Source organism: Rhizobium sp. CIAT894 (assembly GCF_000172795.2).
In the GTDB taxonomy this organism is placed as follows: domain Bacteria; phylum Pseudomonadota; class Alphaproteobacteria; order Rhizobiales; family Rhizobiaceae; genus Rhizobium.
On the sequence record NZ_CP020947.1, the window covers coordinates 1,797,617 to 1,820,077 of the forward strand.

At 61.1% G+C, this 22,461-nt stretch carries 22 protein-coding genes and 1 pseudogene; 7 read left to right on the plus strand and 16 right to left on the minus strand.

Going from position 1 to position 22,461, the window contains the following annotated elements; translation table 11 throughout:
* From RHEC894_RS08915 to RHEC894_RS32940, 7 genes are all read right to left on the minus strand, one after another.
* Positions 1-2,658: a nitrate reductase gene (locus RHEC894_RS08915; protein ID WP_085736991.1), complete on the minus strand. Its 2,658-nt coding sequence runs from the start codon at positions 2,656-2,658 to the stop codon at positions 1-3.
* On the minus strand, positions 2,658-3,008 hold the full coding sequence (gene nirD / locus RHEC894_RS08920; RefSeq protein WP_085736992.1) for a nitrite reductase small subunit NirD: 351 nt from the start codon (positions 3,006-3,008) through the stop codon (positions 2,658-2,660). The genes RHEC894_RS08915 and nirD overlap by 1 nt, the downstream gene beginning before the upstream one ends.
* 4 nt (positions 3,009-3,012) lie before the next feature.
* Positions 3,013-5,463, minus strand: coding sequence for a nitrite reductase large subunit NirB (nirB, locus tag RHEC894_RS08925; protein WP_085736993.1), 2,451 nt, complete (start codon positions 5,461-5,463; stop codon positions 3,013-3,015).
* Positions 5,464-5,480: 17 nt separating this feature from the next.
* Complete coding sequence (locus RHEC894_RS08930) at positions 5,481-6,722, minus strand: nitrate/nitrite transporter (protein WP_085736994.1); 1,242 nt, start codon at positions 6,720-6,722, stop codon at positions 5,481-5,483.
* Positions 6,723-7,114: 392 nt separating this feature from the next.
* On the minus strand, positions 7,115-8,398 hold the full coding sequence (locus RHEC894_RS08935; RefSeq protein ID WP_206427905.1) for a CmpA/NrtA family ABC transporter substrate-binding protein: 1,284 nt from the start codon (positions 8,396-8,398) through the stop codon (positions 7,115-7,117).
* A gap of 34 nt (positions 8,399-8,432) precedes the next feature.
* Positions 8,433-9,020 (minus strand): ANTAR domain-containing response regulator, encoded by a 588-nt coding sequence (locus tag RHEC894_RS08940; protein WP_037092785.1) that lies wholly within the window; start codon positions 9,018-9,020, stop codon positions 8,433-8,435.
* 155 nt (positions 9,021-9,175) lie between these two features.
* On the minus strand, positions 9,176-9,397 hold the full coding sequence (locus RHEC894_RS32940; RefSeq protein ID WP_010068783.1) for a hypothetical protein: 222 nt from the start codon (positions 9,395-9,397) through the stop codon (positions 9,176-9,178).
* Positions 9,398-9,568: 171 nt separating this feature from the next.
* On the opposite strand from RHEC894_RS32940, the gene RHEC894_RS08950 reads away from it, so the two are divergent.
* Complete coding sequence (locus RHEC894_RS08950) at positions 9,569-10,228, plus strand: peroxiredoxin (protein WP_012483577.1); 660 nt, start codon at positions 9,569-9,571, stop codon at positions 10,226-10,228.
* 59 nt (positions 10,229-10,287) lie between these two features.
* Here RHEC894_RS08950 and RHEC894_RS08955 read toward each other — a convergent pair whose 3' ends face one another.
* Positions 10,288-10,857, minus strand: a complete 570-nt coding sequence (locus RHEC894_RS08955; RefSeq protein ID WP_085736997.1) for a hypothetical protein — start codon at positions 10,855-10,857, stop codon at positions 10,288-10,290.
* A gap of 182 nt (positions 10,858-11,039) precedes the next feature.
* Here RHEC894_RS08955 and RHEC894_RS08960 point away from each other — a divergent pair, with 182 nt between their 5' ends.
* Positions 11,040-11,996: a lytic transglycosylase domain-containing protein gene (locus tag RHEC894_RS08960; protein ID WP_085736998.1), complete on the plus strand. Its 957-nt coding sequence runs from the start codon at positions 11,040-11,042 to the stop codon at positions 11,994-11,996.
* A gap of 97 nt (positions 11,997-12,093) precedes the next feature.
* Entirely contained in the window at positions 12,094-13,047 is a 954-nt protein-coding gene (locus tag RHEC894_RS08965; RefSeq protein WP_085736999.1) for an NAD-dependent epimerase/dehydratase family protein, read from the plus strand.
* A gap of 9 nt (positions 13,048-13,056) precedes the next feature.
* On the opposite strand, the gene RHEC894_RS08970 is transcribed toward RHEC894_RS08965, so the two are convergent.
* Complete coding sequence (locus RHEC894_RS08970; protein WP_085737000.1) at positions 13,057-14,322, minus strand: glycerate kinase; 1,266 nt, start codon at positions 14,320-14,322, stop codon at positions 13,057-13,059.
* Between the two features lie 194 nt (positions 14,323-14,516).
* Between RHEC894_RS08970 and RHEC894_RS08975 the strand changes: the two genes are divergently transcribed.
* Positions 14,517-14,816 carry a DUF6074 family protein gene (locus RHEC894_RS08975; RefSeq protein ID WP_085737001.1) on the plus strand — a complete coding sequence of 100 codons (300 nt, stop codon included), beginning with the start codon at positions 14,517-14,519 and terminating at the stop codon, positions 14,814-14,816.
* A gap of 14 nt (positions 14,817-14,830) precedes the next feature.
* Here RHEC894_RS08975 and RHEC894_RS08980 read toward each other — a convergent pair.
* Together RHEC894_RS08980 and RHEC894_RS32945 are read right to left on the minus strand one after the other, a co-directional pair.
* Positions 14,831-15,923: pseudogene (locus RHEC894_RS08980) on the minus strand (PHB depolymerase family esterase).
* A 14-nt stretch (positions 15,924-15,937) separates the two neighbouring features.
* Entirely contained in the window at positions 15,938-16,102 is a 165-nt protein-coding gene (locus tag RHEC894_RS32945) for a hypothetical protein (protein WP_164517678.1), read from the minus strand.
* Positions 16,103-16,131: 29 nt separating this feature from the next.
* Between RHEC894_RS32945 and RHEC894_RS08985 the strand changes: the two genes are divergently transcribed.
* Positions 16,132-16,539, plus strand: coding sequence for a low affinity iron permease family protein (locus tag RHEC894_RS08985; RefSeq protein WP_085738911.1), 408 nt, complete (start codon positions 16,132-16,134; stop codon positions 16,537-16,539).
* Positions 16,540-16,566: 27 nt separating this feature from the next.
* Here the strand turns inward: RHEC894_RS08985 and RHEC894_RS08990 are convergent, their stop codons facing one another.
* From RHEC894_RS08990 to RHEC894_RS33335, 5 genes are all read right to left on the minus strand, one after another.
* On the minus strand, positions 16,567-16,926 hold the full coding sequence (locus RHEC894_RS08990; protein ID WP_010065992.1) for a low affinity iron permease family protein: 360 nt from the start codon (positions 16,924-16,926) through the stop codon (positions 16,567-16,569).
* A gap of 140 nt (positions 16,927-17,066) precedes the next feature.
* Entirely contained in the window at positions 17,067-19,181 is a 2,115-nt protein-coding gene (locus RHEC894_RS08995; protein ID WP_085737002.1) for a catalase, read from the minus strand.
* Between the two features lie 164 nt (positions 19,182-19,345).
* Positions 19,346-20,257 (minus strand): hypothetical protein, encoded by a 912-nt coding sequence (locus RHEC894_RS09000; protein WP_085737003.1) that lies wholly within the window; start codon positions 20,255-20,257, stop codon positions 19,346-19,348.
* 215 nt (positions 20,258-20,472) lie between these two features.
* Entirely contained in the window at positions 20,473-20,736 is a 264-nt protein-coding gene (locus tag RHEC894_RS09005) for a hypothetical protein (RefSeq protein ID WP_010068200.1), read from the minus strand.
* On the minus strand, positions 20,733-20,951 hold the full coding sequence (locus RHEC894_RS33335; RefSeq protein ID WP_245339514.1) for a hypothetical protein: 219 nt from the start codon (positions 20,949-20,951) through the stop codon (positions 20,733-20,735). The genes RHEC894_RS09005 and RHEC894_RS33335 overlap by 4 nt, the downstream gene beginning before the upstream one ends.
* 359 nt (positions 20,952-21,310) lie before the next feature.
* Here RHEC894_RS33335 and RHEC894_RS33340 point away from each other — a divergent pair, with 359 nt between their 5' ends.
* Positions 21,311-21,490, plus strand: a complete 180-nt coding sequence (locus RHEC894_RS33340; protein WP_085737005.1) for a hypothetical protein — start codon at positions 21,311-21,313, stop codon at positions 21,488-21,490.
* 540 nt (positions 21,491-22,030) lie between these two features.
* Positions 22,031-22,345, plus strand: a complete 315-nt coding sequence (locus RHEC894_RS09025) for a hypothetical protein (protein ID WP_085737007.1) — start codon at positions 22,031-22,033, stop codon at positions 22,343-22,345.
* The last annotated feature ends 116 nt before the right edge of the window (positions 22,346-22,461 follow it).

Sequence of the window (22,461 nt, forward strand, 5' to 3'; positions counted from 1 at the left end):
TCACTCGGCGGCGGCTGCCAGGCAGCGATCGATGATCCTGCCGATTTCGCTGCGGCAGGAGCCGCAATTGGTTCCGGCACTCGTTTCCTTGCCGACTGCTTCGACGCTGTGGCATCCGCCGCGCACGGCGGCAGCGATCTGATTGACTCCGACACTGAAGCAGGAGCAGACGGTGGCGCCCGGATCCGGCCTGCCGGCGCCGGGACGGCCGGCAACGAGCGCAAAGCGTTTCCTGAGGTCGCCGTGCGAGGTGGTAAGCTGCGAGATGGCCCAGTTGCGCGCGACGGCAACCGGTTCGCGGGCGAGGAACAGTGCGGCCAGCAGGGTCTCGCCGTCGAAGAAGGCGAGCCTCAGGTCGCCGGATTGCCGGTCGGCATAACCCAGCGGCTCGACTTCGTCCGGAATGGCGAAAACCGCACGGCACCAAGCCGTCCAGTCTTCGACGGCCTCAGCGAAGGCAAGCTCCAGCCGCCAGCCGCCATCGGCCTTCGCCAGCGCCCAATAGCCGGCGTCGGGCGTAGCAGGTTTTGCGGCCGAGACGGCGAAGCCGTAATGCGTGGCGCGGAAGGGGCGAATGGCGATGGCGACGTTCTTCGAGGCGGGCTGACCGGAAAAGGGGTCGGTTATCGGCGCGACCACCGCATCGATCCGCGCTTTTGCCGCGAACTGGTCGTTCCAGTGCATTGGCGCGAAGATGCCGCCGCGCGCCTGGCGATCGGTCACCAGCGCCCGGACGATCGCCTTGCCGTAGGGACTGTCGATCTCGACGAGACCCGCGCTCGATATGCCGGTTTCGATCGCGTCGCGCGGATGGATCTCCGCAAAGGGTTCGGCGATATGGGCGGAAAGCCGCGCGCTCTTTCCGGTTCGCGTCATTGTGTGCCACTGGTCGCGGATGCGCCCGGTATTCAGCGTGAAGGGGAAATCGGCATTGGTGCGGCTCGTTTCGGGCGGTTCCACCGCGACGAAGCGCGCCTTGCCATCGGCATGGTAGAAACCGCCATCGGCGAAGAAACGGGTGACGCCGGGTTCGGTCCCTGCCGCCTGCGGCCACTGAAAGGGCGAGAGCACGTCATAGGCGTCACCTGAGATACCGGCGCGGGCGCCGATGTCGAAATCGCGGCTGCCGTCATTTTCGAAGGCGGAGAGGGCGGCGTGTTCGGCGAAGATTTCCGCCGGCGTGTCGAAATCAAAAGCGGCGGCAAAGCCCATCCGTCGTCCCACCTCCGCAAGCTGCCACCAGTCGGCCCTTGCGTCGCCCGGGAGCCCGAGAAACGGCCGCTGTCTGGAAATCCGCCGTTCGGAATTGGTGACGGTGCCGTCCTTTTCGCCCCAGCCGAGCGAGGGCAGAAGCACCTTGGCGTGCCGGGCCGTATCCGTCTCTCTGAGGATGTCGGAGACGACGACGAAAGGACAGGCGGCGATCGCGCTTTCGACGCTGTCTGCATCCGGCATCGAAACGACGGGATTGGTGGCCATGATCCAGAGCGCCTTGATGCGGCCGTCGGCCACGGCGCGGAACATGTCGACCGCCTTCAGGCCGGGTTTTGCGGCGATGACGGGCGATTCCCAGAAGCGCTGCACGCGATCCCGGTCTTGCGGGTTCTCGATCGCCATATGGGCGGCAAGCATGTTGGCGAGACCGCCGACCTCGCGCCCGCCCATGGCGTTCGGCTGGCCCGTCAGCGAGAACGGTCCCATGCCCGGGCGGCCGATGCGGCCGGTCGCCAGATGACAGTTGAGGATGGCATTGACCTTGTCGGTGCCGGAGGAGGACTGGTTGACGCCCTGGCTGTAGCAGGTCACGACTTTCTCAGTCGTCTCGAACAGCCGGAAGAATTCCCGGACCTGCATGGCCGGCAGGCCGGTCCGCTCCAGGAGATCGTTGATATCAAGTGCTGCGGCGGCCGCAAAGGCACCCGCGAAACCTTCGGTGTGCGAGGCAATATAATTCTGGTCGATCGCGGGGCTTGTGGCCAGATGGGCGAGCAGTCCCATGAACAGCGCCACGTCGCCGTCCGGGCGGATGGCCAGATGCAGGTCGGCGATATCGCATGTCATCGTCCGGCGCGGATCGATCACAACGATCCGCATGTTCGGCCGCGCCGCCTTGGCGGCGGCAAGGCGCTGGTAGATGACGGGATGACACCAGGCGAGGTTGGAGCCGGTGAGCACCACCAGATCCGCAAGTTCGATATCCTCATAGGTCCCCGGCACGGTATCGGCGCCGAAGGCGCGGCGATGGCCGGCCACGGATGAGGACATGCAGAGCCTGGAGTTGGTGTCGATATTGGCCGAACCGATGAAGCCCTTCATCAGCTTGTTGGCGAGGTAGTAATCTTCGGTCAGCAACTGGCCGGAGACGTAGAAGGCCACGGAATCAGGCCCGTGTTCGGCGATCGTTTCGGAAAAACGCCGGGCGACCAGATCGAGCGCCTCGTCCCAGCCGCTGCGTGCGCCTGCGATTTCGGGATAAAGAAGCCGGCCGTCGAGATCGATGGTTTCGGCAAGCGCCGAACCCTTCGAGCAGAGCCGGCCGAAATTCGACGGATGCTCAGGATCTCCCTTGACGCTGACGGCGCCTGCCTCGTCGACTGTCGCGATAACGCCGCAGCCGACGCCGCAATAGGGGCAGGTGGTCTTGACCTCAGCCGCCATTATTCAGCCGCCATGAGGAGGCTTTCGAGGGCGATGAACAGGGCGCCGTCCTCATTGCGGACCGGAATGGTCCGCACCTCGCCCTGATCGGCGCCGAGCGCCTTGCCGGTTTCCAGCGAGATCACCCAGTTGTGCAGCGGGCAGGTAACGGCCTTGGCGTGCACGATGCCCTGGGAGAGCGGGCCGCCCTTGTGCGGGCAGTGGTCCTCAATGGCAAAGACCTCGTTTTCGGCGGTGCGGAAGACGGCGATCTTGCCCTGCGGCGTCTTCACGCAGCGTGCACCACGCAAGGGAATGTCGGAGATGTCGCCGATCGGATGCCAGTTTTCTTGGGGCCAGGTCATGTCCATCTCCTTATTCAGCTGCCTGCGGATAGCCGATCGTCGCCATCGGCTTGAACTCATGCTTGTCCTTGCCGGAAACACGCTCCGACCAGGGATCGACCTGGGCAAATTTCTGGCTGAAGACGAAACGCTCGTAATAGGCCGTGCGCTTCTCGGCATCACCCATGATCTGGCGGCGGATTTCCTCCAGGCCGACGCGCTTGGCCCATTTGTAGATGCGCTCGAGATAGCGGGCCTGCTCGCGGTACATTTGCGTCAGCGCCACGATATGCTCCAGCGCCTCGTCCTCGGTCTTCACGAGGCCGAGCACTTCGGTGCCCTTGATGTCGAGACCGGCCGCACCGGCAAAATGGATCTCGAAACCGGAATCCACGCAGATCACGCCGATATCCTTGCAGGTCGCTTCCGCGCAGTTGCGCGGGCAGCCGGACACCGCCAGTTTCAGCTTGGCCGGTGTCCAGGAGCCCCACATGAATTTCTCGATGCGGATGCCGAGACCGGTGGAATCCTGCGTGCCGAAGCGGCACCAGTCCGAGCCGACGCAGGTCTTCACCGTGCGCAGGCCCTTGGCATAGGCCTGGCCGGAGACGAATCCGGCCTTGCCGAGATCGGCCCAGACGGCGGGCAGATCTTCCTTCTCGATGCCGAGCAGGTCGATGCGCTGGCCGCCCGTTACCTTCACCATTGGAATCTCGAACTTGTCGACGACATCGGCGATGGCGCGCAGCTCGTTCGAATTGGTGACGCCGCCCCACATGCGCGGCACGACCGAATAGGTGCCGTCCTTCTGGATATTGGCATGGACGCGCTCATTGATGAAGCGCGACTGATAGTCGTCGGCATATTCGTCCGGCCAGTCGCAGACCAGGTAGTAGTTGAGCGCCGGCCGACACTTGGCGCAGCCGCAGGAGGTTTTCCATTCGAGTTCCTGCATGACGGCAGGGATGCTCTTCAGGCCCTTGGCCTTGATCAGGCGACGAACATCGTCATGGCCGAGTTCGGTGCAGGTGCACATAGGCTGCACGGCGGCCGGATTGTAGCTGTCTCCGAGCGTCAGTGCCATCAGCTGCTCGACAAGGCCGGTGCAGGAGCCGCACGAGGCCGATGCCTTGGTGTGGGCGCGCACGTCGTCAAGCGACGTCAGCCCTTTGCTCGTGATCGTCGAGGTGATCTTGCCCTTGCATACGCCGTTGCAGCCACAGATTTCCGCGTCATCCGGCAAGGCTGCAACGGCCGCCATAGGGTCCAGCGGCGACCCTCCCTGATAGGCCTGACCGAAGATCAGCGTCTCGCGCATCTCCGAAATATCGGTCGCTTTCTTTTTCAGATCATTGAACCAGGCGCCGTCGGCGGTCTCGCCGTACAGCACGGTGCCGATGATCTTGTTGTCCTTCAGCACCAGGCGCTTGTAGACGCCTGCGCTGGCATCGCGCAGCACGATCTCCTCGCGATCGTCGCCGTCGGCGAAATCGCCGAGCGAATAGAGTTCGATGCCGGTGACCTTCAGCTTGGTCGGCGTATCGGCGTGAACGAAAGCCGGCGAGCGGTCATCCGACAGATGCGCTGCGGCGATCCGGGCCATCTCGTAGAGCGGAGCGACGAGGCCGTAGACCATGCCGCCCACCTCGGCGCATTCGCCGAGCGCGAAGATATCGCCGTCCGAGGTCTGCATGCCGGCATCGACGACGATGCCGCGATTGACCGCCAGGCCGGCGTCCTTCGCCAGGCCGACGCTCGGACGAATGCCGACGGCCATCACGACGAGGGTTGCCGGGATGATGCGGCCGTCGTCGAGCTCGATGCCCTCGACCTTGCCGTTGCCGATAATCGCCTTGGTATTGGCCTTGCAGATGACCTTGATACCGCGTTCCTCGACCGCCTTCTGCAAGAGGTAACCGGCGGCAGGATCGAGCTGGCGCTCCATCAGCGTCGGCATGACGTGCAGGACCGTGACGTCCATGCCGCGCTGGGCAAGGCCGGCAGCCGCTTCGAGGCCCAAAAGACCGCCGCCGATGACGACGGCCTTTTCGCGCGACTGGGCGGCAAGCAGCATGGCCTGCACGTCGTCGAGATCGCGATAGGTGATGACGCCGGGCAAATCCTTGCCGGGAACAGGGATGATGAAGGGCACCGAACCGGTTGCGATCACCAGCTTGTCGTAGCTTTCGGTGACGCCGTGATCGGAGGTGACGGTCTTGGCGACACGATCGATATTGACGATCTTGTGGCCCTTGTAGAGCATGATGCCGTGTTTGATGTACCAGCCATCACCGTGAATGATGATCTGCTCGTAGTCCTTTTCGCCGGAGAGAACCGGCGACAGCATGATGCGGTCGTAATTGACGCGCGGCTCGGCATTGAAGATCGTAACTTCATAGCGTCCGGGCGCCCGTTCGAGAAGGTGCTCCAGCATGCGCCCGGGCGCCATGCCATTGCCGATGATGACGAGTTTTTCTGTCATATTTCCAAATCCTTAGATCAGGTTGCAGCCACGGGCGCCGAGTGCCCTTGGCGCGACAATTGCTTCACGGACAGGTGCATCCAGACGAGCGAGATCGCGACGATTGCGAAGAGCAGCAGGAAGCAGCTGGACCAAAGGCCGGTCATGTCCTTGAGAAGGCCGAAGGCGATCGGCAGGATGAAGCCGCCGAGACCGCCCATCATCCCGACGATGCCGCCGACGGCGCCGACGCTTTCGGGATAGTAGGCAGGAATGTGCTTGAAGACGGCGGCCTTGCCGAGGCTCATGAAGAAGCCGAGCACGAAGATGACGACGATGAAGATTACAGGCGTAATGGTCGTAGCCGGCAGCGACAGAATGAGCGTGGCCACGGCGGACACGGCCAGCATCGCATACATCACGCTGCGTGCACCTTTCTTGTCCGACAGCACGCCGCCGAAGGCTCGGAAGATGCTGCCAGGGATGGAGTAGGCGGCTGCGACCATGCCGGCAGTTTCGAGGTTGAAGCCGTAGACGCCGACTAGATAGCGCGGCAGCCACAGCGACAGGGCGACGAAGCCGCCGAAGGCGAAGAAATAGTAGAGCGAGAAGCGCCAGACCTGGACGTTCTGCAGCGGTGCGAATTCCTGGGCGAGGCTCTTGGAGGCGACGCCGCGCTCGCGGCGAAGACGGAAGGCCGGATCGTCTGTGGTCGTGAACCAGAAGACGATAGCCATCAGCGCCAGACAGACGGCCCAGATTTCCGCGACCGCCTGCCAGCCCCAGGCGAGCAGCACGAAGGGAGCGGCGAATTTGGTGACGGCCGCGCCGACATTGCCGGCACCGAAGATGCCGAGCGCCGTTCCCTGCTTCTCCGCGGGGAAGAAGGGCGAGACATAGGCGACGCCGACCGCGAAGGAGCCGCCGGCAAGCCCGACGCCGAGGCCGGCGATCAGCATCTGCGTATAGGTGTGGGCGTAGGAGAGCAGGAAGGTCGCCACTGCGGCGGCAAGCATTGTCAGCGTGTAAACGAGACGGCCGCCGTAACGCCCCGTCCAGATGCCGAGGACGATGCGCACGAGCGAACCGGTCAGAACCGGTGTGCCGACCAGCAATCCGAACTCGGCCTCGTTGAGGTTGAGCTCCTGCTTGATGCGGATGCCGATGATCGCAAAGATCGTCCAGACGGCGAAACAGAGGGTGAAGGCAACCGTGGAGATCCACAATGCTTTGGCTGGTTCGCCTGCGGACATGGGCTGCGTTTTCTCGATGACAGACATGGCTTCTCCGTGGCCCGACAAGGTCGCGCCGATCCATCGCTGGGGGTTAAAAACAAAAAGCCGCTGGTCAGGCTGCGCTGCACGAGGTGCGCGAAATATCCTGATCAGCGGCTTTGCTGGGGCGCCCGCCGTTGGACGCCGAATTTATGGTCTTCTGCGAGCGCCTAGCGGGCCCTCATACTGCGCTGATCGCCATTGATCTGTGCGATAGTATCCCTGCAAACTGCATGCCAGTTTGGTGTTTTTATTTTAAATTGTTGAATTTAAAAGGTATTTCAAAAATAAGGCCATCTGCTCGTTTTTGCGGCTGCCAAAAATCGTGCAAATCTTTTGTGCGTTGCGGTGATGTTGGGCGTCGAATTTTGCTGGCGTTTTGTGCAGGCCGGCAGGGATCAGGTCTCATCGCTGTGGGAAGCGAAGGGCAGGGCGCTTTTGACGGCAAAGCTCGCGACGTAGTCCGGCAATTGCCCCGGATCGAAGACGTGGCCGTCCATGAAGCGGTCGCCCTCGTCATTGCCTTCGATGCGGATATCGGCGTCATCGGGCGCGTTTTCGTCGCCGAGCGCCGTGCGATAGAGATCCGGGCGGTAGGCGGATGCGGCGGCGCGCGCCTTGTTGAGGCTGGCCTCGGCCTGTCCCCAGCGGACCATCTGGCTGTAGATCCAAAGCGCATGGCTCGGCCGGGGGTAGTTGGCGAAGCCGGAATGAAACTGGAAATAATCGGCGATGATGCGCCGGTTTCCTCTGGCGTCGAGGCTGAATTCGCCGGCGAGAACGCGGCGAATGATCTCGACGGGCGCGGCGATATAGCGGGGATCGGCAAGAACTGCTGCAAGTGCGTCGTGATTGTCCGGCAGGTCGCACCAGCGGGCTGCCGCATCGAGCGCTAGGATCAGCCGGGAAACGGTCTCTGGATGGCTTTCCGCCCAATCCGGCCGCATGCCGATCACCTTTTCCGGGGCCGACGGCCAGATATCCTGTTTCGCAGCGACGATCCGGCCGAGGCCACGCTCCGAAGCGACCATGTTCCACGGCGCACCGACGCAAAAACCGTCGATCGCCCCGGCCGCCAGTGCGTCCGACGTCATTGGCGGCGGCACGACGACGAGCCTGACGTCTTGGTCGGGATCGATGCCGCCGGCCGCCAGCCAGTAGCGGAATTCGTAATTGTGCGAGGAGAAGGGGTAGGTGACCCCGAAGGTCGGCAGCGGCTCGCCGCGCGCCTTCATCGCCGCGATCGTTTTTGCGAGCGCGTGCGCACTATCCAGCGCGCTTGCCGTTTCCGGCAATCCCGCTTCATCCCGCATCCTGTCGAAGAGCCGCGTCGCCAGCGTGATCGCATTGCCGCCGCGCCCCAGCGAAAACGGTGTGATCGTCGGCGAGGGATTGGAGCCGAGGCCGAGCATGGAGGCGATGGGCATCGGCGACAGCATGTGGGCGATATCGAACTGGCGGAATGCCAGGCGGTCGCGCACATTCGCCCAGGAGACGTCCTTGACGAGATCGAGCGTCAGGCCTTCCTTCTGCGCGAATCCGAATTCCGCTGCCGCAATCAGCACCGATGCATCGACGAGCGGAATGAAGCCGGCCCGCAGCACTTTCGGCCCTTCATTGTTGATATGCGCGGGCGAGGGCAGCCCGCCGCTGGAACTGGCGGTCTTCATCATCATATTCACTCCGGTTTCCTCCGGAAATTGAGGAGGCCCGCCATCACATCAAAAGTCCCGCGGCGGTGACAACGCTCTGGGCGATTTCCGACATCTTCTTTTTTTCGTTCATCGCCGTCTGGCGCAGCAGGGCGAAGGCCTCTTCCTCGGACAGTCCGCGCATCTTCATGAGTATGCCCTTGGCGCGCTCGATGAGCTTGCGTTCCTCGAGCGCCGAACGGGCATCGGCAAGTTCCCGCCGCAGCCGGTTGAAGGCATTGAAGCGGCTGACGGCCATGTCGAGGATCGGTTTGACGCGTTCCTTCTTCAATCCGTCGACGATATAGGCCGAGACGCCAGCATCGACCGCAGCCTCGATCGAGGCCGTGTCGGAGCGATCGACGAACATGGCGATCGGCCGGCTGACCGTGCGCGTCAGCTGGAACAGATGCTCCATCATGTCGCGGTTGGGGTTTTCGATATCGATGATGATCACATCGGGCATCAGCGTTTCGATGGTGCGCGCGATGCCGTTGACCTCATGCACCACGGTGACGCGCGCATGCCCTGCCTCGCGCAGCCCTTCTTCGATGATCGAGGCGCGAATGGCATTTTCGTCGATGACCAGAATCGTCAGATCGAGATGCGTCATTGCTATATTCATGACGCACTGCAGCAATTTTGGCAAGCGCGCCCGCCTGAAAAGTGTGCATAAATAGATATGCACAAAAAATGATCAAACTGCCGCTTTCTGGCGCAGTATAGCCACACGCATTCTAAGCCTATCCAAGGCTGGCGTCGATACGGTCATCTTTGGAAGTAGTCGATGAGACGGTGGAAGTTTTCGAGGAACGGCAGAAGGGTGCTCAAAGCGTCCAGGACGATTTCGCCCGCTGTCAGCGGCATCGACAGGATCAAATCATCCAGGCTGCCTGAGCGCGGGCGGCGGTTGCGCCTGCTTTTGACCCCTTTCATTGTGCGCCCGCGGGAAAAAATAATGCGGCGCCGGGCCGGAAATCGAAAGAGCATGCCTTCGGTTATCGTGATATATAACCTAGTTAAAATCCTGGGATGGGAAGCTGTTACTGTGGGCGGGCGCGATCCTGATCATCGTAATCTCGCGACCGCTTCCGGCGGACGGGTTCCATACCCTCGATTTGAGATGAACGACATTTAACACAAGGCTTTGGAGGGCCGACCATGAGCTTGCGTATCAACGATATTGCCCCCGATTTTACTGCCGACACCACGCAGGGACCGATCAGCTTCCATGAGTGGATCGGCAATGGCTGGGCGGTTCTGTTCTCGCATCCGAAGAATTTCACGCCCGTCTGCACCACCGAGCTCGGCGCCATGGCCGGCTTGGCGGGCGAATTTTCCAAGCGTGGCGCCAAGATCATCGGTATCTCCGTCGATCCTGTGGAAAGCCATGCCAAGTGGAAGGGCGACATCAAGACGGCCACCGGCTTTGACGTCGAATATCCGCTGATCGGCGACAAGGATCTCAAGGTCGCCAAGCTCTACGACATGCTGCCGGCCGGCGCCGGCGAGAGCTCGGAAGGCCGCACGCCCGCCGACAACGCGACGGTGCGTTCGGTTTTCATCATCGGCCCTGACAAGAAGATCAAGCTGATCCTGACCTACCCGATGACGACCGGCCGGAATTTCAACGAGATCCTGCGCGCCATCGATTCCATCCAACTGACGGCAAAGCACCAGGTGGCGACGCCGGCGAACTGGAATCAGGGCGAGGACGTCATCATCACCGCCGCGGTGTCCAACGAAGACGCGATCACGCGCTTCGGCTCCTTCGATACGGTGCTGCCGTATCTGAGAAAGACGAAGCAGCCGTCGGCCTGATCGCTGCTGTGAAGCCCGCCGCCGTGGCCATTGGCCCGGCGGCTTTTTTGTGATCAGGGCTATTCAGGTTTCGCTGGCGCATCCAACAACTGGACCAGAACGCCATTGCTCCCCCTGAGATCTGTGAAATCGAGAAATGTGTGAGGGCCGTAAACATCGTCCCACGTTGTCAGCGGATTGCCATTTAGGCTGGTTCGTGTGGAGCCGCTCTGGCTCAGGTGAAGAGTTCTGACCATGTCATCAAAAAATGCGCGTTTGTCCTGTGTATTTGATGCCACTCCGCAGTTTGTGGCGTTGATAGCGGGACCGCTGATCTTCTCGAGAAGCAAGCTGAAGCGACCAGTGGTGAGAGTTCCTTCAAAGACTTCGACATGACGCGTGATGTCTGCAGTTTGCTTTTCCGTCTTATCCGTTGACTTCCGCATGGACATCGCCTGCGCTGTGGCGCTGATACGTTCAAAATTTTCGGGCTCAAGCGTGCACATCACCCGAAACGTATTGATCACCGCATCGTCATGATTCGCTAGAAGACCCGCTGCCGTGGCGTGTTCGGCGTTTGCTGCAAAAGCTGAAACGGGATGAATGGTGCCCAGCAGTATTGCGCCTATAGCGATCTTGGTCACACGCATGTTTAGTCTCCACTCTGGTGGCCGGGGCGTCTAATAGATCGTCGTCGCCTGCGAGCGCTTTTTCGCATGAAAGACGAAAATTGGAAAGCTCAGACCGTCCGCGCCAAATGGGGAAGCGTCGCGCCTGGATTGATGGTATCTAAGATCGGCGTCGCGATGGAAGTCGAACCTGCCGAGATCCGATGATAGGGCGAAAGCGTCAGTCCGACATGGGGGGAAGCCTGGCGAAGGCCCTGCTTTCGCTCTGTTTTCTGTTTTGTGCGATAGGCACGCCGAAGGCGCAACCGGAAGGGAGTGCCGCCGAGCCTGCCTGCCTTTATTCTGGGCCGTCGGCGGCGGGACCGGATGAGACGCTCTGCATCCGCAAGGGCAGTTTCAATCGCGATCTCTGCGTCGCGATCGAGCATTTCGCCGGCGCCAATCGACTGCCGCCGGATTATTTCGCCCGTCTCATCTGGCGCGAGAGCACCTTTCGCCCCGATGCCGTCAGCTTCAAGGGAGCGCAGGGGATTGCGCAGTTCATGCCCGGAACGGCGAAACTGCGCGGCCTCGAAGACAGCTATCAGGTATTGGAAGCGCTCAGGAAATCGGCGCAATATCTCGATGAATTGCGCAATCGTTTCGGCAATCTCGGTCTTGCCGCCGCCGCCTACAATGCCGGCGAAAACGGTCTTGCCTCTTATCTCCAGTCAGGCAGGTTACCTTACGAGACGCGGGGTTATGTCCTGGCGATCACCGCCCATACGGTCGAGGAATGGAAGGATAATCCGCCGGAAAGTGCTGCAGCCCCGCTCGACAAGGATAAGTCCTTTCTCGATGGCTGCGTGGCGCTTGCCGAACGGCGGACGTTGAAGGACGCGCCCTGGCGCCCGGAGGGCAACTGGGCTCCCTGGGGCGTGCAGCTTGCGGCGAATGCGGATGTCGCGGTGACCCGGCGCCTGTTTCTCGACGCCGTGCAGGATCTGCCTGCGCCGCTCAATGCCGAGCAGCCGCTGATCCTGCGTCAGCGCGATCGCAGCTTCGGCTTCCGCCCGCGATATGCTGCCCGCATCGGCCGGCAGACGCGTATGGAAGCCAATAATCTCTGCAGCCAGATCCGCAAGCACGGCGGCACCTGCCTTGTTTTCAAAAATCCATAGTCGGCCGGCTTGCCCATTCTCGGTGAAAAGTCTGCTTGCAGGATCGCAGCACGGCGCAGCATAGTCGGCGCCGATCATGCCAAAGGGAGGAACGGCAATGCGGGTTTTGGTCATCGGAGCGACGGGCCATGTCGGGACCTACCTCGTTCCCCGTCTGGTGGAGGCGGGCTACGACGTCGTCACCATCAGCCGCGGCGCGGCAAAGCCCTATACTGCAAACCATGCCTGGGCTTTCGTCGATCAGCGCCAGATGGATCGGGCCGAGATGGAGCGGACAGGCGACTTCGGCCCGGCCGTGCGGGCAGTGAAAGCCGATATCGTCATCGACATGATCTGCTTCACTTTGGAAAGTGCCGAGCAGTTGGTGACGGCCCTGTCCGGGCATGTCGGCCACTTCCTGCATACCGGCACGATCTGGACCCATGGCTACCCCAGCGCCGTGCCGACACGGGAGGAGGCGCCGAAGTCTCCTTTCGGTGACTATGGTATTCAGAAGGCGACGATAGAAACCTGTCTGCTGCAGCAGGCAAGGCTTCGCGGATTTCCGGCGACCATCATCCATCCCGGCCACATTGTCGGCCCCGGATGGGCGCCGCTCAACCCTGCCGGCAATTTCAATCTGCAGGTCTTTTCGACCCTTGCCCGTGGCGAAGCCCTGGCATTGCCCAATTTCGGCCTGGAGACCGTCCATCACGTCCATGCCGACGACGTGGCGGCGATGTTCATGGATGCGATCGCCAATTGGAATGCGTCGATCGGCGAAAGTTTTCACGCGGTTTCGGAGCAGGCGCTGACGCTTCGCGGCTATGCGGAAGCCATGTCGCGCTGGTTCGGGCGGCAGCCGAACCTCACCTTTGCGCCGTTCGACGCCTGGGCCACAGGCCAGATGGCCGAAGATGCGGAGGCGACATGGGAGCATATCGCCCGCAGCCCGAATTGCTCGATCGCCAAAGCCAGACGCCTGCTTGGATATGCCCCGAGATACACCTCGCTGCAGGCAGTGCAGGAGGCGGTGGGATGGCTGGTCGGGCAGGGGCGGATCGAGACCTGATCCGCCACTTTAACGGATCAGGATCGCCCTGAAATCATTGACGTTGGTACCTGTCGGCCCGGTTTCGAAGAGGTCGCCGACGCTCGCAAAGCCCGAATAGCTGTCATTGCCGTCGAGCAGCCGGCGCGGATCGAGGCCGGCGGCGCGAAGGCGCCTCACCGTGCCGCCATCGGCAAAGGCGCCGGCATTGTCTTCGGAGCCGTCGATGCCGTCGGTGTCGGCCGCCAGGACATGAATGCCCTCCTGTCCGTCGATCGCAAGCGACATGGCAAGCGCGAATTCACCGTTGCGCCCGCCTTTGCCGCCCTTGGCTCTCAGCGTCACCGTCGTCTCGCCGCCGGAAAGGATGACGACCGGTTTGGAAAACGGTCTGTTCCGGCCAAACACCTCGCGGGCGATTGCCGCATGTACCAGTGCCACGTCGCGCGATTCTCCCTCGATCGCATCCGAGAGGATGGCGGGCTCGATCCCTTGCGATTTTGCCAGGGCAGCGGCAGCCTCCAGCGATACGCCGGCCGAGGCGATGACGTGGTGCGCGTGCCGTAAGAAGACCGGATCGTCCGGCCGCGGTGCATCGGCCTTCGGCGAATTCAGATGGTTGAGTGCCGCCTGCGGCAGCTTGAGCCCGTATTGGCGGACGATCTCCAGCGCCTCGTGCCGTGTCGAACCGTCCGGCACAGTCGGCCCGGAGGCGACATGGGCGGGGTTGTCGCCGGGAATGTCGGAGACGATCAGGCTGACGACCCTTGCTCTGGTTGCCGCCGCAAGTCTTCCGCCCTTGATGGTGGAGAGATGTTTGCGCACGACATTCATCGCCGAAATCGGCGCGCCCGAGGCAAGCAGCATTTCGTTGAGCGCAATCTCGTCTTCGAGGGTCAACCCCTCCGGCGGGGCAGGCAACAGGGCCGAGCCGCCGCCGCAGATCAGCGCGATCACCAGATCGTCTTCCGTCAGTCCGTTCACCGTCCCCATCAGCCGTTTTGCCGCGGCAAATCCTGCCGCATCGGGAACAGGATGGGCGGCCTCGATGATCTCGATGTCGCGCGTTTCGCAGCCATAGCCGTAGCGTGTGACCACCAGGCCCTCGAGCGGTCCGTTCCAGACGCTTTCGAGCGCCCGAGCCATCTGCGCAGCACCCTTGCCGGCGCCGATCACCACGGTTCGTCCCTTAGGCCTGTCAGGAAGGTTCGCCTTGATGCCGGTCAGCGGGTCGGCGGCGCGAACCGCCGCGTCGAACAGGCTTTTCAGGAAATCGCGGGGAGCGGATATCGTCATGAGTGTCTCTGCCTGGAGTGTCGATCGTGATGCGGACTGTGCCCATCGCCGCGCCGGCGTCAAGGTCGAAGGCGCGGCGGCGTGACGGCCGTAGACTGCAAATTTTGCTTCCTCGAAAGGAACGGATACGAAGGATAGAAAGCATTAACCATAGTCCCGTAGACAACGAACAGGATCAAAGGAACCCGTGTTCGATGGCTACTGAAATGACCGGCCGCCCCGTCGCCCCTCGTGAAGGCGTGGTGATTGCTTTTCCCTCCGGAACTGGAACTGCCAATATCGAGCGCTGCGCCCGTGAGCTCGGCCGGCGGCACGGCGCCGAGGCGATAGAATTCTGGAGGGCCGAATGCCGCAGGATCGCCGATCAGCTTCTGGCAGCCGGGATGCCGGAGAGTGATGTCGGCGAGCGGGTGCTGCAGTTTCAGCAGGATGTCCAGATCGAACTCGTCCTCAGCCATCAAAACGGTCCGCTGCCGAAGTCTCAGAACCGATAGCGGCAATTCGCCGACTACCGCAACAGCCCGGCGGAGCGGAGGGCGTCTTCGATGACCTTCTGAATGCCGCCGCGGTCGCTGGCCGCGGTGAATGGACCCACGGCGTTTTCAGCTTGCGCAGCAGAGGGTTTTGCGTTGCTGCGCTTTTCAAACGAGGCAACGAGACCCCAGGACCTGGCAATTTCGACGGTCGAGGAAATTCCGACGTCAAGCATGAAGGGGCCGCTTGTCCCATAGCCGGTGCCGACATCGAGCGGCGTGCCGTGATCCATACCCGGCAATCATGTAGAGTTCGATCACCTCGACACCGTGTGCATCCGTCCAGACCCTTCGCTGATGCCGCCCGAAATCGTCGACGCGCGACGGCGATACATTGACGCCGTGGACATGTCTCCATTGCTCGACGATCGCATTCGCATTGGATGGCAGGACGGTTCTGTCTGCGCTTCCCTGCCAGAGGGACAATGTCGGCCAGGGACCTTTGTGCCCTGAAGCGTTTCTCAACCGTAGCTGAAGCTCTCCGGCGCTCGGCCCGCCGTGACCGCGCATCCGGTCGAAGGCCTCGGGGATGGTCGCGGCACTGGCATAGGGCAGGCCGGCAATAATCGCGCCGCCGGCAAAAACCTCCGGATAGGTGGCAAGCATGGCGGCGGCCATGGCGCCGCCGGCCGAAAGTCCGGTGACGAAAACGCGCCTGCTGTCGATATCGTATTCCCCCACGACCTTTGCGATCATCTGGCGAATGGAAAAGACCTCGCCGTGATCCCGTCTTATGTCCCCCGGGTTAAACCAGTTGAAGCAGAGGTTGGGATTGTTTGCCCGTCGTTGCTCGGGAAACAGCAGCGCAAAACCATAATCCTCTGCCAATCGCGACCACCCTGACCCGATATCATAGCCTGATGCAGTCTGGGTGCAGCCGTGCAGGACGACGACCAAGGCCATGTTTTTCGCGCGTTTCGACGGCAGGTAAGTGTAGCCTCCCAATGCACCCGGGTTTGCACCAAATGCGTCCAAGGCGACAAGATCGGGATTTTCCTGCGTGGGGCGGGGGCGAAGCGTTCCTCGCAGCGCGGCAAGGCGTGCGATCGTGTCTGACATAGATCTCATAAAAGTCTCCGCCATCAGCTGCCGGGATGGCGGTGATGCCTGCCTAAACGTGTCAGTCGGCGGAAAGTTGCTGCGCTGCACAATATTTTCTGAATCACGGGTTTGCCGGCGCGCGGGCAGCTCGGCAGCGCGAGGAACTTCGGCCCGGAAATGGCGTTGATGTTGTCGATTGACGGCATGAATGCTGCGATCCAGCGAGGCTTTTCAAATGTCGAACAAACCCAACTTCTTCTCTTCCTTTGCAACCGTCGTCGCCGATTTCTCGGGAAAGCCGTTCACCTTTGTCGCGGCTCTGACGCTGGTGATTGCCTGGGGGGTATCCGGCCCCTTTTTCGGCTATTCTGAAACCTGGCAACTGGTGATCAATACGACCACGACCATTATCACTTTCCTGATGGTCTTTGTGTTGCAGAACAGCCAGAACCGTGACGGCAAAGCGGTTCAGGCCAAGCTGGACGAACTCATCCTGACAAGCCAGGCCGCCAACAAGTTCGTCGGCATCGAGAAGTTGGACGAGGGTGAACTCAGAGAAATGAGCAAGACGCTTGCCGCGCAAGCCGAATGCGTCGAGGAAAAAGCGGATGAGAAATCTGCCGCGGAGGCAGCCTCCACCTGATGATGCATGTCGCCTCGATGCGACTTTTCAGTTCATCGTCTCTGACATCTGGTCGTGGTGTTGCTGGCGCATTTCCTCAATGGCCTCGACTTCTTTCTTCTCAGCCGCAATCCAGTGATTTCCAGCCTTGCTTGATCGGATCAGTTCGTCGAGCTTGGTTTGGAGTGCCACCATATCCCGATTTTGGGAGTGCTGCACGAGCAGAAGAATAAAAAATATGATGAGCGTCCCTCCCATGTTGGTCAGCAGAAACCATTGCCGTGGGAAAGAAAAACTGACGCCCGCCGCCGCCCATATGGCGACAAACGCGACCAGCGTGACAGGGACCACGCGATGCCCCGCCCACAAGACGGCGAAGTCGGAAATCTGTCGAAAACGCCAGCGCATGCGGTTCTCCACAGCCCCTAAACGAAAGATGGAGCAGATGTTTCCATCATCCAAGCTCAATACATTAAGTGCTGCGAACAGTCCAAAACCCGCATTTCCGCGGGTTTTGGACGACGAGCTGTTCCCATGGCCATCGACATTCAATTCAGTTTGCCCGACGGTTCGCGGCCCCAGACACGCAGTTTGCCAAGCGCTTTGACAAAGGCCGCGACATCTCCAGCCGCTCTAAGCGCAAGCACGCCCTCATCCAGGGAATCGGCAATTCCGGCTTTTTGCATGAGGGGCCGCGCTGTTTCCACATAGCCGATGAACTTGCAATGCACGAAGGCATCCGACACGAAGTCATGGGCCGTGGCCTCCTTCAGCAGATCGCTACTTCCCGCCGACGAGGGCAGCAGCGCGACGGCGTCGTAAAGCACCGAAGGTCCGCCGTCGATCATCTGATGCGCCTCGATCCAATTGCCGTCCGAGAGCGTCACGCCGCCGATCTTTGGCGCGATCACTTCGAATGTTGCCTTCTGCTCGGTGACCTCGGCAAGCAGCGACTTGAAGATCGCGGCGTCGCTGCCGTCGGTGACAAGAATACCGAGCTTGCGTCCTTCGAACCGCTTCGGACCGCGCTCGACAATGCTGAGCGCCGGTGACGGCTCGAGATCCTGGCGCGTCGGCATGGCGGCATCGGCAGGCTTCGGCATCGATTTGAGGCCGAGAGCGTGGCCAACCTTGCTGGCCAGAGTCTCATCGATGTTCATGAGATGCGAGACCATGCGCTCGCGAATGACCGGTGTTTCGACCTTGCTCAATTCGAAGATCAGCGCTGCCGCAATATGGCGTTGCTCCGGCGGAGTCTGACTGATGAAGAACTGCCTGGCCTGGCTGTAATGATCGGCAAAGCTTTCCGGCCGCAACCGGACTTTGGCACCCTGCTCCTCGGCCGGGAAGTGACGATAGCCCTGATCCAGCGACTCTCGCGGTCCCTGATTCCAGGAGTTCGGTTGGTAATTGACCCGTCCGACAGGATTGCGCATCGCCATGTGGCCATCCTGCTGGAAATTGTGGAAGGGACATTTCGGAGCGTTGATCGGCAGATGGGTGAAGTTCGGGCCGCCCAGACGTTTCAGCTGCGTATCGAGATAGGAGAAGTTCCGTCCTTGCAGAAGCGGGTCGTTGCTGAAATCGATGCCGGGCGGAACGTTCTGCGTCATGAACGCGACTTGCTCGGTCTCGGCGAAAAAGTTCTCGGGCATTCGGTCGAGCACCAGACGGCCGACCGGTTTGACCGGCAGAACCTCCTCGGGAATGATCTTTGTCGGATCGAGGATATCGAAGTCGAACGCGTCGGCGAAATCCTGATCGAAAAGCTGCACGCAAAGTTCCCACTCCGGAAAGTTTCCTGACTGGATCGACTGCCAGAGGTCGCGGCGATGGAAATCCGGATCCGCACCATTGATCTTGACCGCCTCGTTCCAGGCCACGGATTGCAGGCCGAGTTTCGGTTTCCAGTGGAATTTGACGAAGGTCGATTCATCGGCCGCGTTGACGAAGCGGAAGGTGTGAACGCCAAACCCCTCCATGAAACGGAAAGAGCGCGGGATGGCGCGGTCCGACATGACCCACATGATCATGTGCATGCTTTCCGGGGTGAGGGAGATGAAGTCCCAGAAATTGTCGTGCGCCGACTGCGCCTGCGGAAATTGCCTGTCGGGTTCCGGCTTTACGGCATGGATGATGTCCGGAAATTTGATCGCGTCCTGAATGAAGAAGACGGGAATGTTATTGCCGACCAGATCCCAATTACCCTGCTGCGTGTAGAGCTTCACCGCGAAACCGCGCACGTCGCGCGCCAGATCGAAGGACCCCTTGCTGCCGGCGACTGTCGAAAACCGCACGAAGGCCGGCGTCTTTTCGCCGGGCCGCTGGAAAAGATCGGCCCGGGTGTAGGCGGCTAGCGATTCATAGGTTTCGAAATAGCCGTGGGCGCCGTAGCCGCGCGCATGCACGACCCGCTCGGGGATGCGCTCGTGGTCGAAATGAAAGATCTTCTCGCGAAAATGGAAGTCATCGATGAGGGCGGGGCCGCGAGCGCCGAGACGAAGCGTATTCTGATCGTCGGAAACGGGGCCGCCCTGTGCTGTGGTCAGCACTGGCATGCCGTCCTCGGCAAACTGATGCAGCTCACCGCCTGCACCGCGGTGCAGTTTCTGATCATGAATCGTCGCGTTGTCCGAGGGCGAGGTCTTCGTCTTCTTGGCCATCTATCTTCTCCGGAAAGGGTGTGACCTAACCGAAGCTCAAAAATGACGACATGTTCCGCTCACCGCGAAATAAACTGCAACCTGGCGAAGGGCTGCGTCTAAACAAGACTGCATAAAATAGGGCGCGGGGCCTTTCGACCCCGCGCCCCCGTTTCCGCCGGTTTTCAGAGCCGGCGTGCAACGATGAGATCCTCCTCTTCGTCGCGTTGCGATCCGCCAAACGCTGCGGCGGCAGAGGCGATGAAAGCCCCGATCAGAAGCGACAGCGAGCCGAGCAGGGCCGTCGTGGAGGCCGCCTTGCGTGCCTCGTCGGCAGCTTTCTGAGCGGCGACCTTGGCGTCGTCGATCCGCTTCAGCACCGTGTCGACGCGGGTGCGTGCATCGGCTTCGGAAAGGCCGGTTCGGGACGATACGATGGTGGCAAGATAGGCCTTGTCGTCATCGGGAATCTGGCCCTCTGCCGCGCCGTTGAGGAGGATGCGGGACACCTCGGATGTCGCCGCGGCATCATTGGACGTCGCCGCGGCGCGAGCCTGGTCAGGGCGCAGCAATGCGTCGGTAAAATAGGAGGTGGAAAGATCCACTGGCGAGGTTGCCGACGAAGCTGCTGCCGTGCCGGCGGCCGTGGCAGTCGATCCCACGACCGAGCCCGCGGCTTGTGCACCCGCGCCGGCCAGCGAGGTGAGCGATGATGCGAGAAACCCGGCGACGAAGACAGTAGCCAGAGCCCAGCTTAGGAAACCATGCGCCGTGTCACGGAAGAAAACCTCATCCGTGTGAACAGCCGCCCATTTCGTCCGCAGCCGGCCGGTAATATAGCCTCCGAGCGCCGAAGAGAGCCATTGCACGAGAACGAGCCAGATTGCCGCCGTCACGCCGAGTGTCCCGAGCGAACTGCTCTGCCCCGACCAGGGCGACACCATCGTCAACCCGAGGCCTGATCCGAGAAGCAAAAGGATCAGGGTCACGCCGATGGCCGCCGCGGCGCCCCCGAAGATAGGCCCCCAGGTCATGGCCGATTTGGAGGATTCGACCGGAGTGGCAACCTCTCCGGAACCTGTCATTGAAACCGACATGATCCATTCCTATCGCATAAACAGAGCCAGAAGAATGATGATAGGCAGTGGAACACCGAGCAGCCAAAGTAGAATACCGCGACCCATGAGAGACCTCCTGTCAGGGCTGACGTTACGTTGTTGATGCCACTCAACTTTTAATCACAGCGTTTGTTCCCGGCCGGCTTGGCATTGGCAGGAGGACTTTTCCAACGCCAACCGATGCGCGGTTTCAGTCAATCGCGCGGCAGCTTTTCCAGCAGCAGCAGATTGTCGAGGTTGCCGCATTCTCGGCATTTGAGGCGCTTGGCCAGTCCGGCGAGAGACAGGTCAAAGCCGCAGCGCCGGGCAATGCTCCGCCGCTCGAGAGGTGTTTGGTGACCGCACGCGCCGCAGCGGGCGTGGATGACGAACCACTGCGGCAAGGTCGCCAGGGTTTGCTTTTCCTCGAGGCCATAGCCCTCAGGGGGCGTAAGCTCGATACTGCGGCGATGTTTCATGACCGTCGGTAAGTCGCTCGCGATCCCGCCGCCGGACTGCGGCCTGTCATCTCTTCCGTGAGGGCAAGCTGAAGCCGCAAGTGACGGCAATCCAGCAACAACGTCGTGATGGCGGCACGGACGTTCCCATCATGAAAGGCGACAACCGCGTCGACCTCTTCCCTCAGTGTTTCTTCTGCCAGTGTCTCGGCGATTTGCGGACGCACGGTCTCGATCTCTTTCGGAGTTATCCAAATGCAGGTTTTCAGATGGGCGGCCGCTTCGCCGATGTTCTTATTATGTTCTCCGCAGCAAACGAGTCAAGAGCGAGATATTCCGCGCAGCCCATCCCGGTGGCTTCCGTGAACGGGCGATAGGATGACCCGCCGAAACGGACGACCTGCGGTAAGGATAGGCGATTGCGCAATATGGACGGGAAATCTTGCGCTTCGGTGCTGACGCCGACCGCGGAGAGTACATATATGTTTTCAGGCAGGGTGCTCTGGACGGAAATGAATGCGGGAAATTTCTCCTGTCATTTCCTGCTGGAGAGGCACCGATCGTTTTGGCCACAGCCTGAATTGGAGAAGCATCGATGAACGGATTACGGGCATTTCTAGCAGCCGGAGCCATCAGTCTTGCCGCCATTGCCTCGGCCTGCTCGACTGCGCCGAATTCATACGGTTCGGCATCGGGATATCAACCGGGAGATTCGATGAACCCGGCCTGCGCGGATGGATTTCGTCCCGGCGACGGCCGTTCGTGCAGCTATTAGGGTGGTCGGCTGAGCCTGCTGAGGCTTCTCCTCTTCGTTAGCGGTCGCGAGGCTGGCCGGCAGCCTCGCGATTGATTCCAGAACTCATTTCCATTTGGCGACGGCGCCAAAGCGCCCGCCGCGACATCATAGAACAACATCGGGCCGACCGCGGTGCTGCACCGAGGGCTATGGCTGACGCTATCTGATTGCTGCGGCGATGGATGCGTTCGAAGGAGCCGGCATCCAAGCTCCAATGATCGAGACAGAACGGCCACGTGATCTCGTGGCAGCGACGTGACGTCAATCTGCCGCCCGACCCCATTCTTAAGTTAATGGCAGTCGCGTCCTGCGGCAGTCTGTATACCATCAAACCGGCAACGCAAAGATGGCCGATCAGAACGGCAATTGTCCGCGACACACGTTGAAGCAATAGGGCGCGGCGCGGTCACCACCTGCGCCAACACCAGCAACGCGTCGGCCAGTGTTCCTTCAAGCGCGCAGCGTTCATCGGAGGTTAATGCCTATTAACCCAGAATCGCAGCCTGAAAGGATGCGCCGATGAAGATGCTTTTTTCCTCACTTGCAGCCATGGTCTTGTCTGCATCTTTCGCCCTGCCGCTAAATGCCACGCCGATCGTCGTGCCGAAAGCGGTTGCAATACACGCCGCCGACGTGGAGCAGGTCAAACACCGTCGCCACGGTAATGGACATGCATATGGTCACTGGAAGAAAAGCCGATACGCTTACCGCGACTGCCGGTACTACGGCTCGTGCTACCGTTCTCGGCACTATGGCTATCGCGACTATTACGGCTATCGCGACGATTACCCCTATCGTCGCCGGTCAGGTGTGACCGTGTATTTCAATTTTTAGTCGGCAGTGCTCCGGCCCCTTGAAGCCGTCGGCCTGACTTCCCCACGCCACCACAGCAGCCCGTCGACCTCCCAACTCGGCGGGCGTTTTGTTTCCGGCGCCTGAACAAAGAAAAG

Coding starts and splice junctions, on each gene's coding strand:
- RHEC894_RS32945 (WP_164517678.1), bottom strand. CDS start 16,102: ATGCCGTCAATCGACAACATCAACGCCATTTCCGGGCCGAAGTTCCTC.
- RHEC894_RS08975 (WP_085737001.1), top strand. CDS start 14,517: ATGGCTACTGAAATGACCGGCCGCCCCGTCGCCCCTCGTGAAGGCGTG.
- RHEC894_RS08955 (WP_085736997.1), bottom strand. CDS start 10,857: ATGCGTGTGACCAAGATCGCTATAGGCGCAATACTGCTGGGCACCATT.
- nirB (WP_085736993.1), bottom strand. CDS start 5,463: ATGACAGAAAAACTCGTCATCATCGGCAATGGCATGGCGCCCGGGCGC.
- RHEC894_RS08960 (WP_085736998.1), top strand. CDS start 11,040: ATGATAGGGCGAAAGCGTCAGTCCGACATGGGGGGAAGCCTGGCGAAG.
- nirD (WP_085736992.1), bottom strand. CDS start 3,008: ATGGACATGACCTGGCCCCAAGAAAACTGGCATCCGATCGGCGACATC.
- RHEC894_RS08940 (WP_037092785.1), bottom strand. CDS start 9,020: ATGACGCATCTCGATCTGACGATTCTGGTCATCGACGAAAATGCCATT.
- RHEC894_RS08990 (WP_010065992.1), bottom strand. CDS start 16,926: ATGCGCTGGCGTTTTCGACAGATTTCCGACTTCGCCGTCTTGTGGGCG.
- RHEC894_RS09025 (WP_085737007.1), top strand. CDS start 22,031: ATGAAGATGCTTTTTTCCTCACTTGCAGCCATGGTCTTGTCTGCATCT.
- RHEC894_RS09000 (WP_085737003.1), bottom strand. CDS start 20,257: ATGTCGGTTTCAATGACAGGTTCCGGAGAGGTTGCCACTCCGGTCGAA.
- RHEC894_RS09005 (WP_010068200.1), bottom strand. CDS start 20,736: ATGAAACATCGCCGCAGTATCGAGCTTACGCCCCCTGAGGGCTATGGC.
- RHEC894_RS33340 (WP_085737005.1), top strand. CDS start 21,311: ATGAACGGATTACGGGCATTTCTAGCAGCCGGAGCCATCAGTCTTGCC.
- RHEC894_RS08915 (WP_085736991.1), bottom strand. CDS start 2,658: ATGGCGGCTGAGGTCAAGACCACCTGCCCCTATTGCGGCGTCGGCTGC.
- RHEC894_RS08985 (WP_085738911.1), top strand. CDS start 16,132: ATGTCGAACAAACCCAACTTCTTCTCTTCCTTTGCAACCGTCGTCGCC.
- RHEC894_RS08995 (WP_085737002.1), bottom strand. CDS start 19,181: ATGGCCAAGAAGACGAAGACCTCGCCCTCGGACAACGCGACGATTCAT.
- RHEC894_RS08950 (WP_012483577.1), top strand. CDS start 9,569: ATGAGCTTGCGTATCAACGATATTGCCCCCGATTTTACTGCCGACACC.
- RHEC894_RS32940 (WP_010068783.1), bottom strand. CDS start 9,397: ATGCTCTTTCGATTTCCGGCCCGGCGCCGCATTATTTTTTCCCGCGGG.
- RHEC894_RS08965 (WP_085736999.1), top strand. CDS start 12,094: ATGCGGGTTTTGGTCATCGGAGCGACGGGCCATGTCGGGACCTACCTC.
- RHEC894_RS08930 (WP_085736994.1), bottom strand. CDS start 6,722: ATGTCTGTCATCGAGAAAACGCAGCCCATGTCCGCAGGCGAACCAGCC.
- RHEC894_RS08970 (WP_085737000.1), bottom strand. CDS start 14,322: ATGACGATATCCGCTCCCCGCGATTTCCTGAAAAGCCTGTTCGACGCG.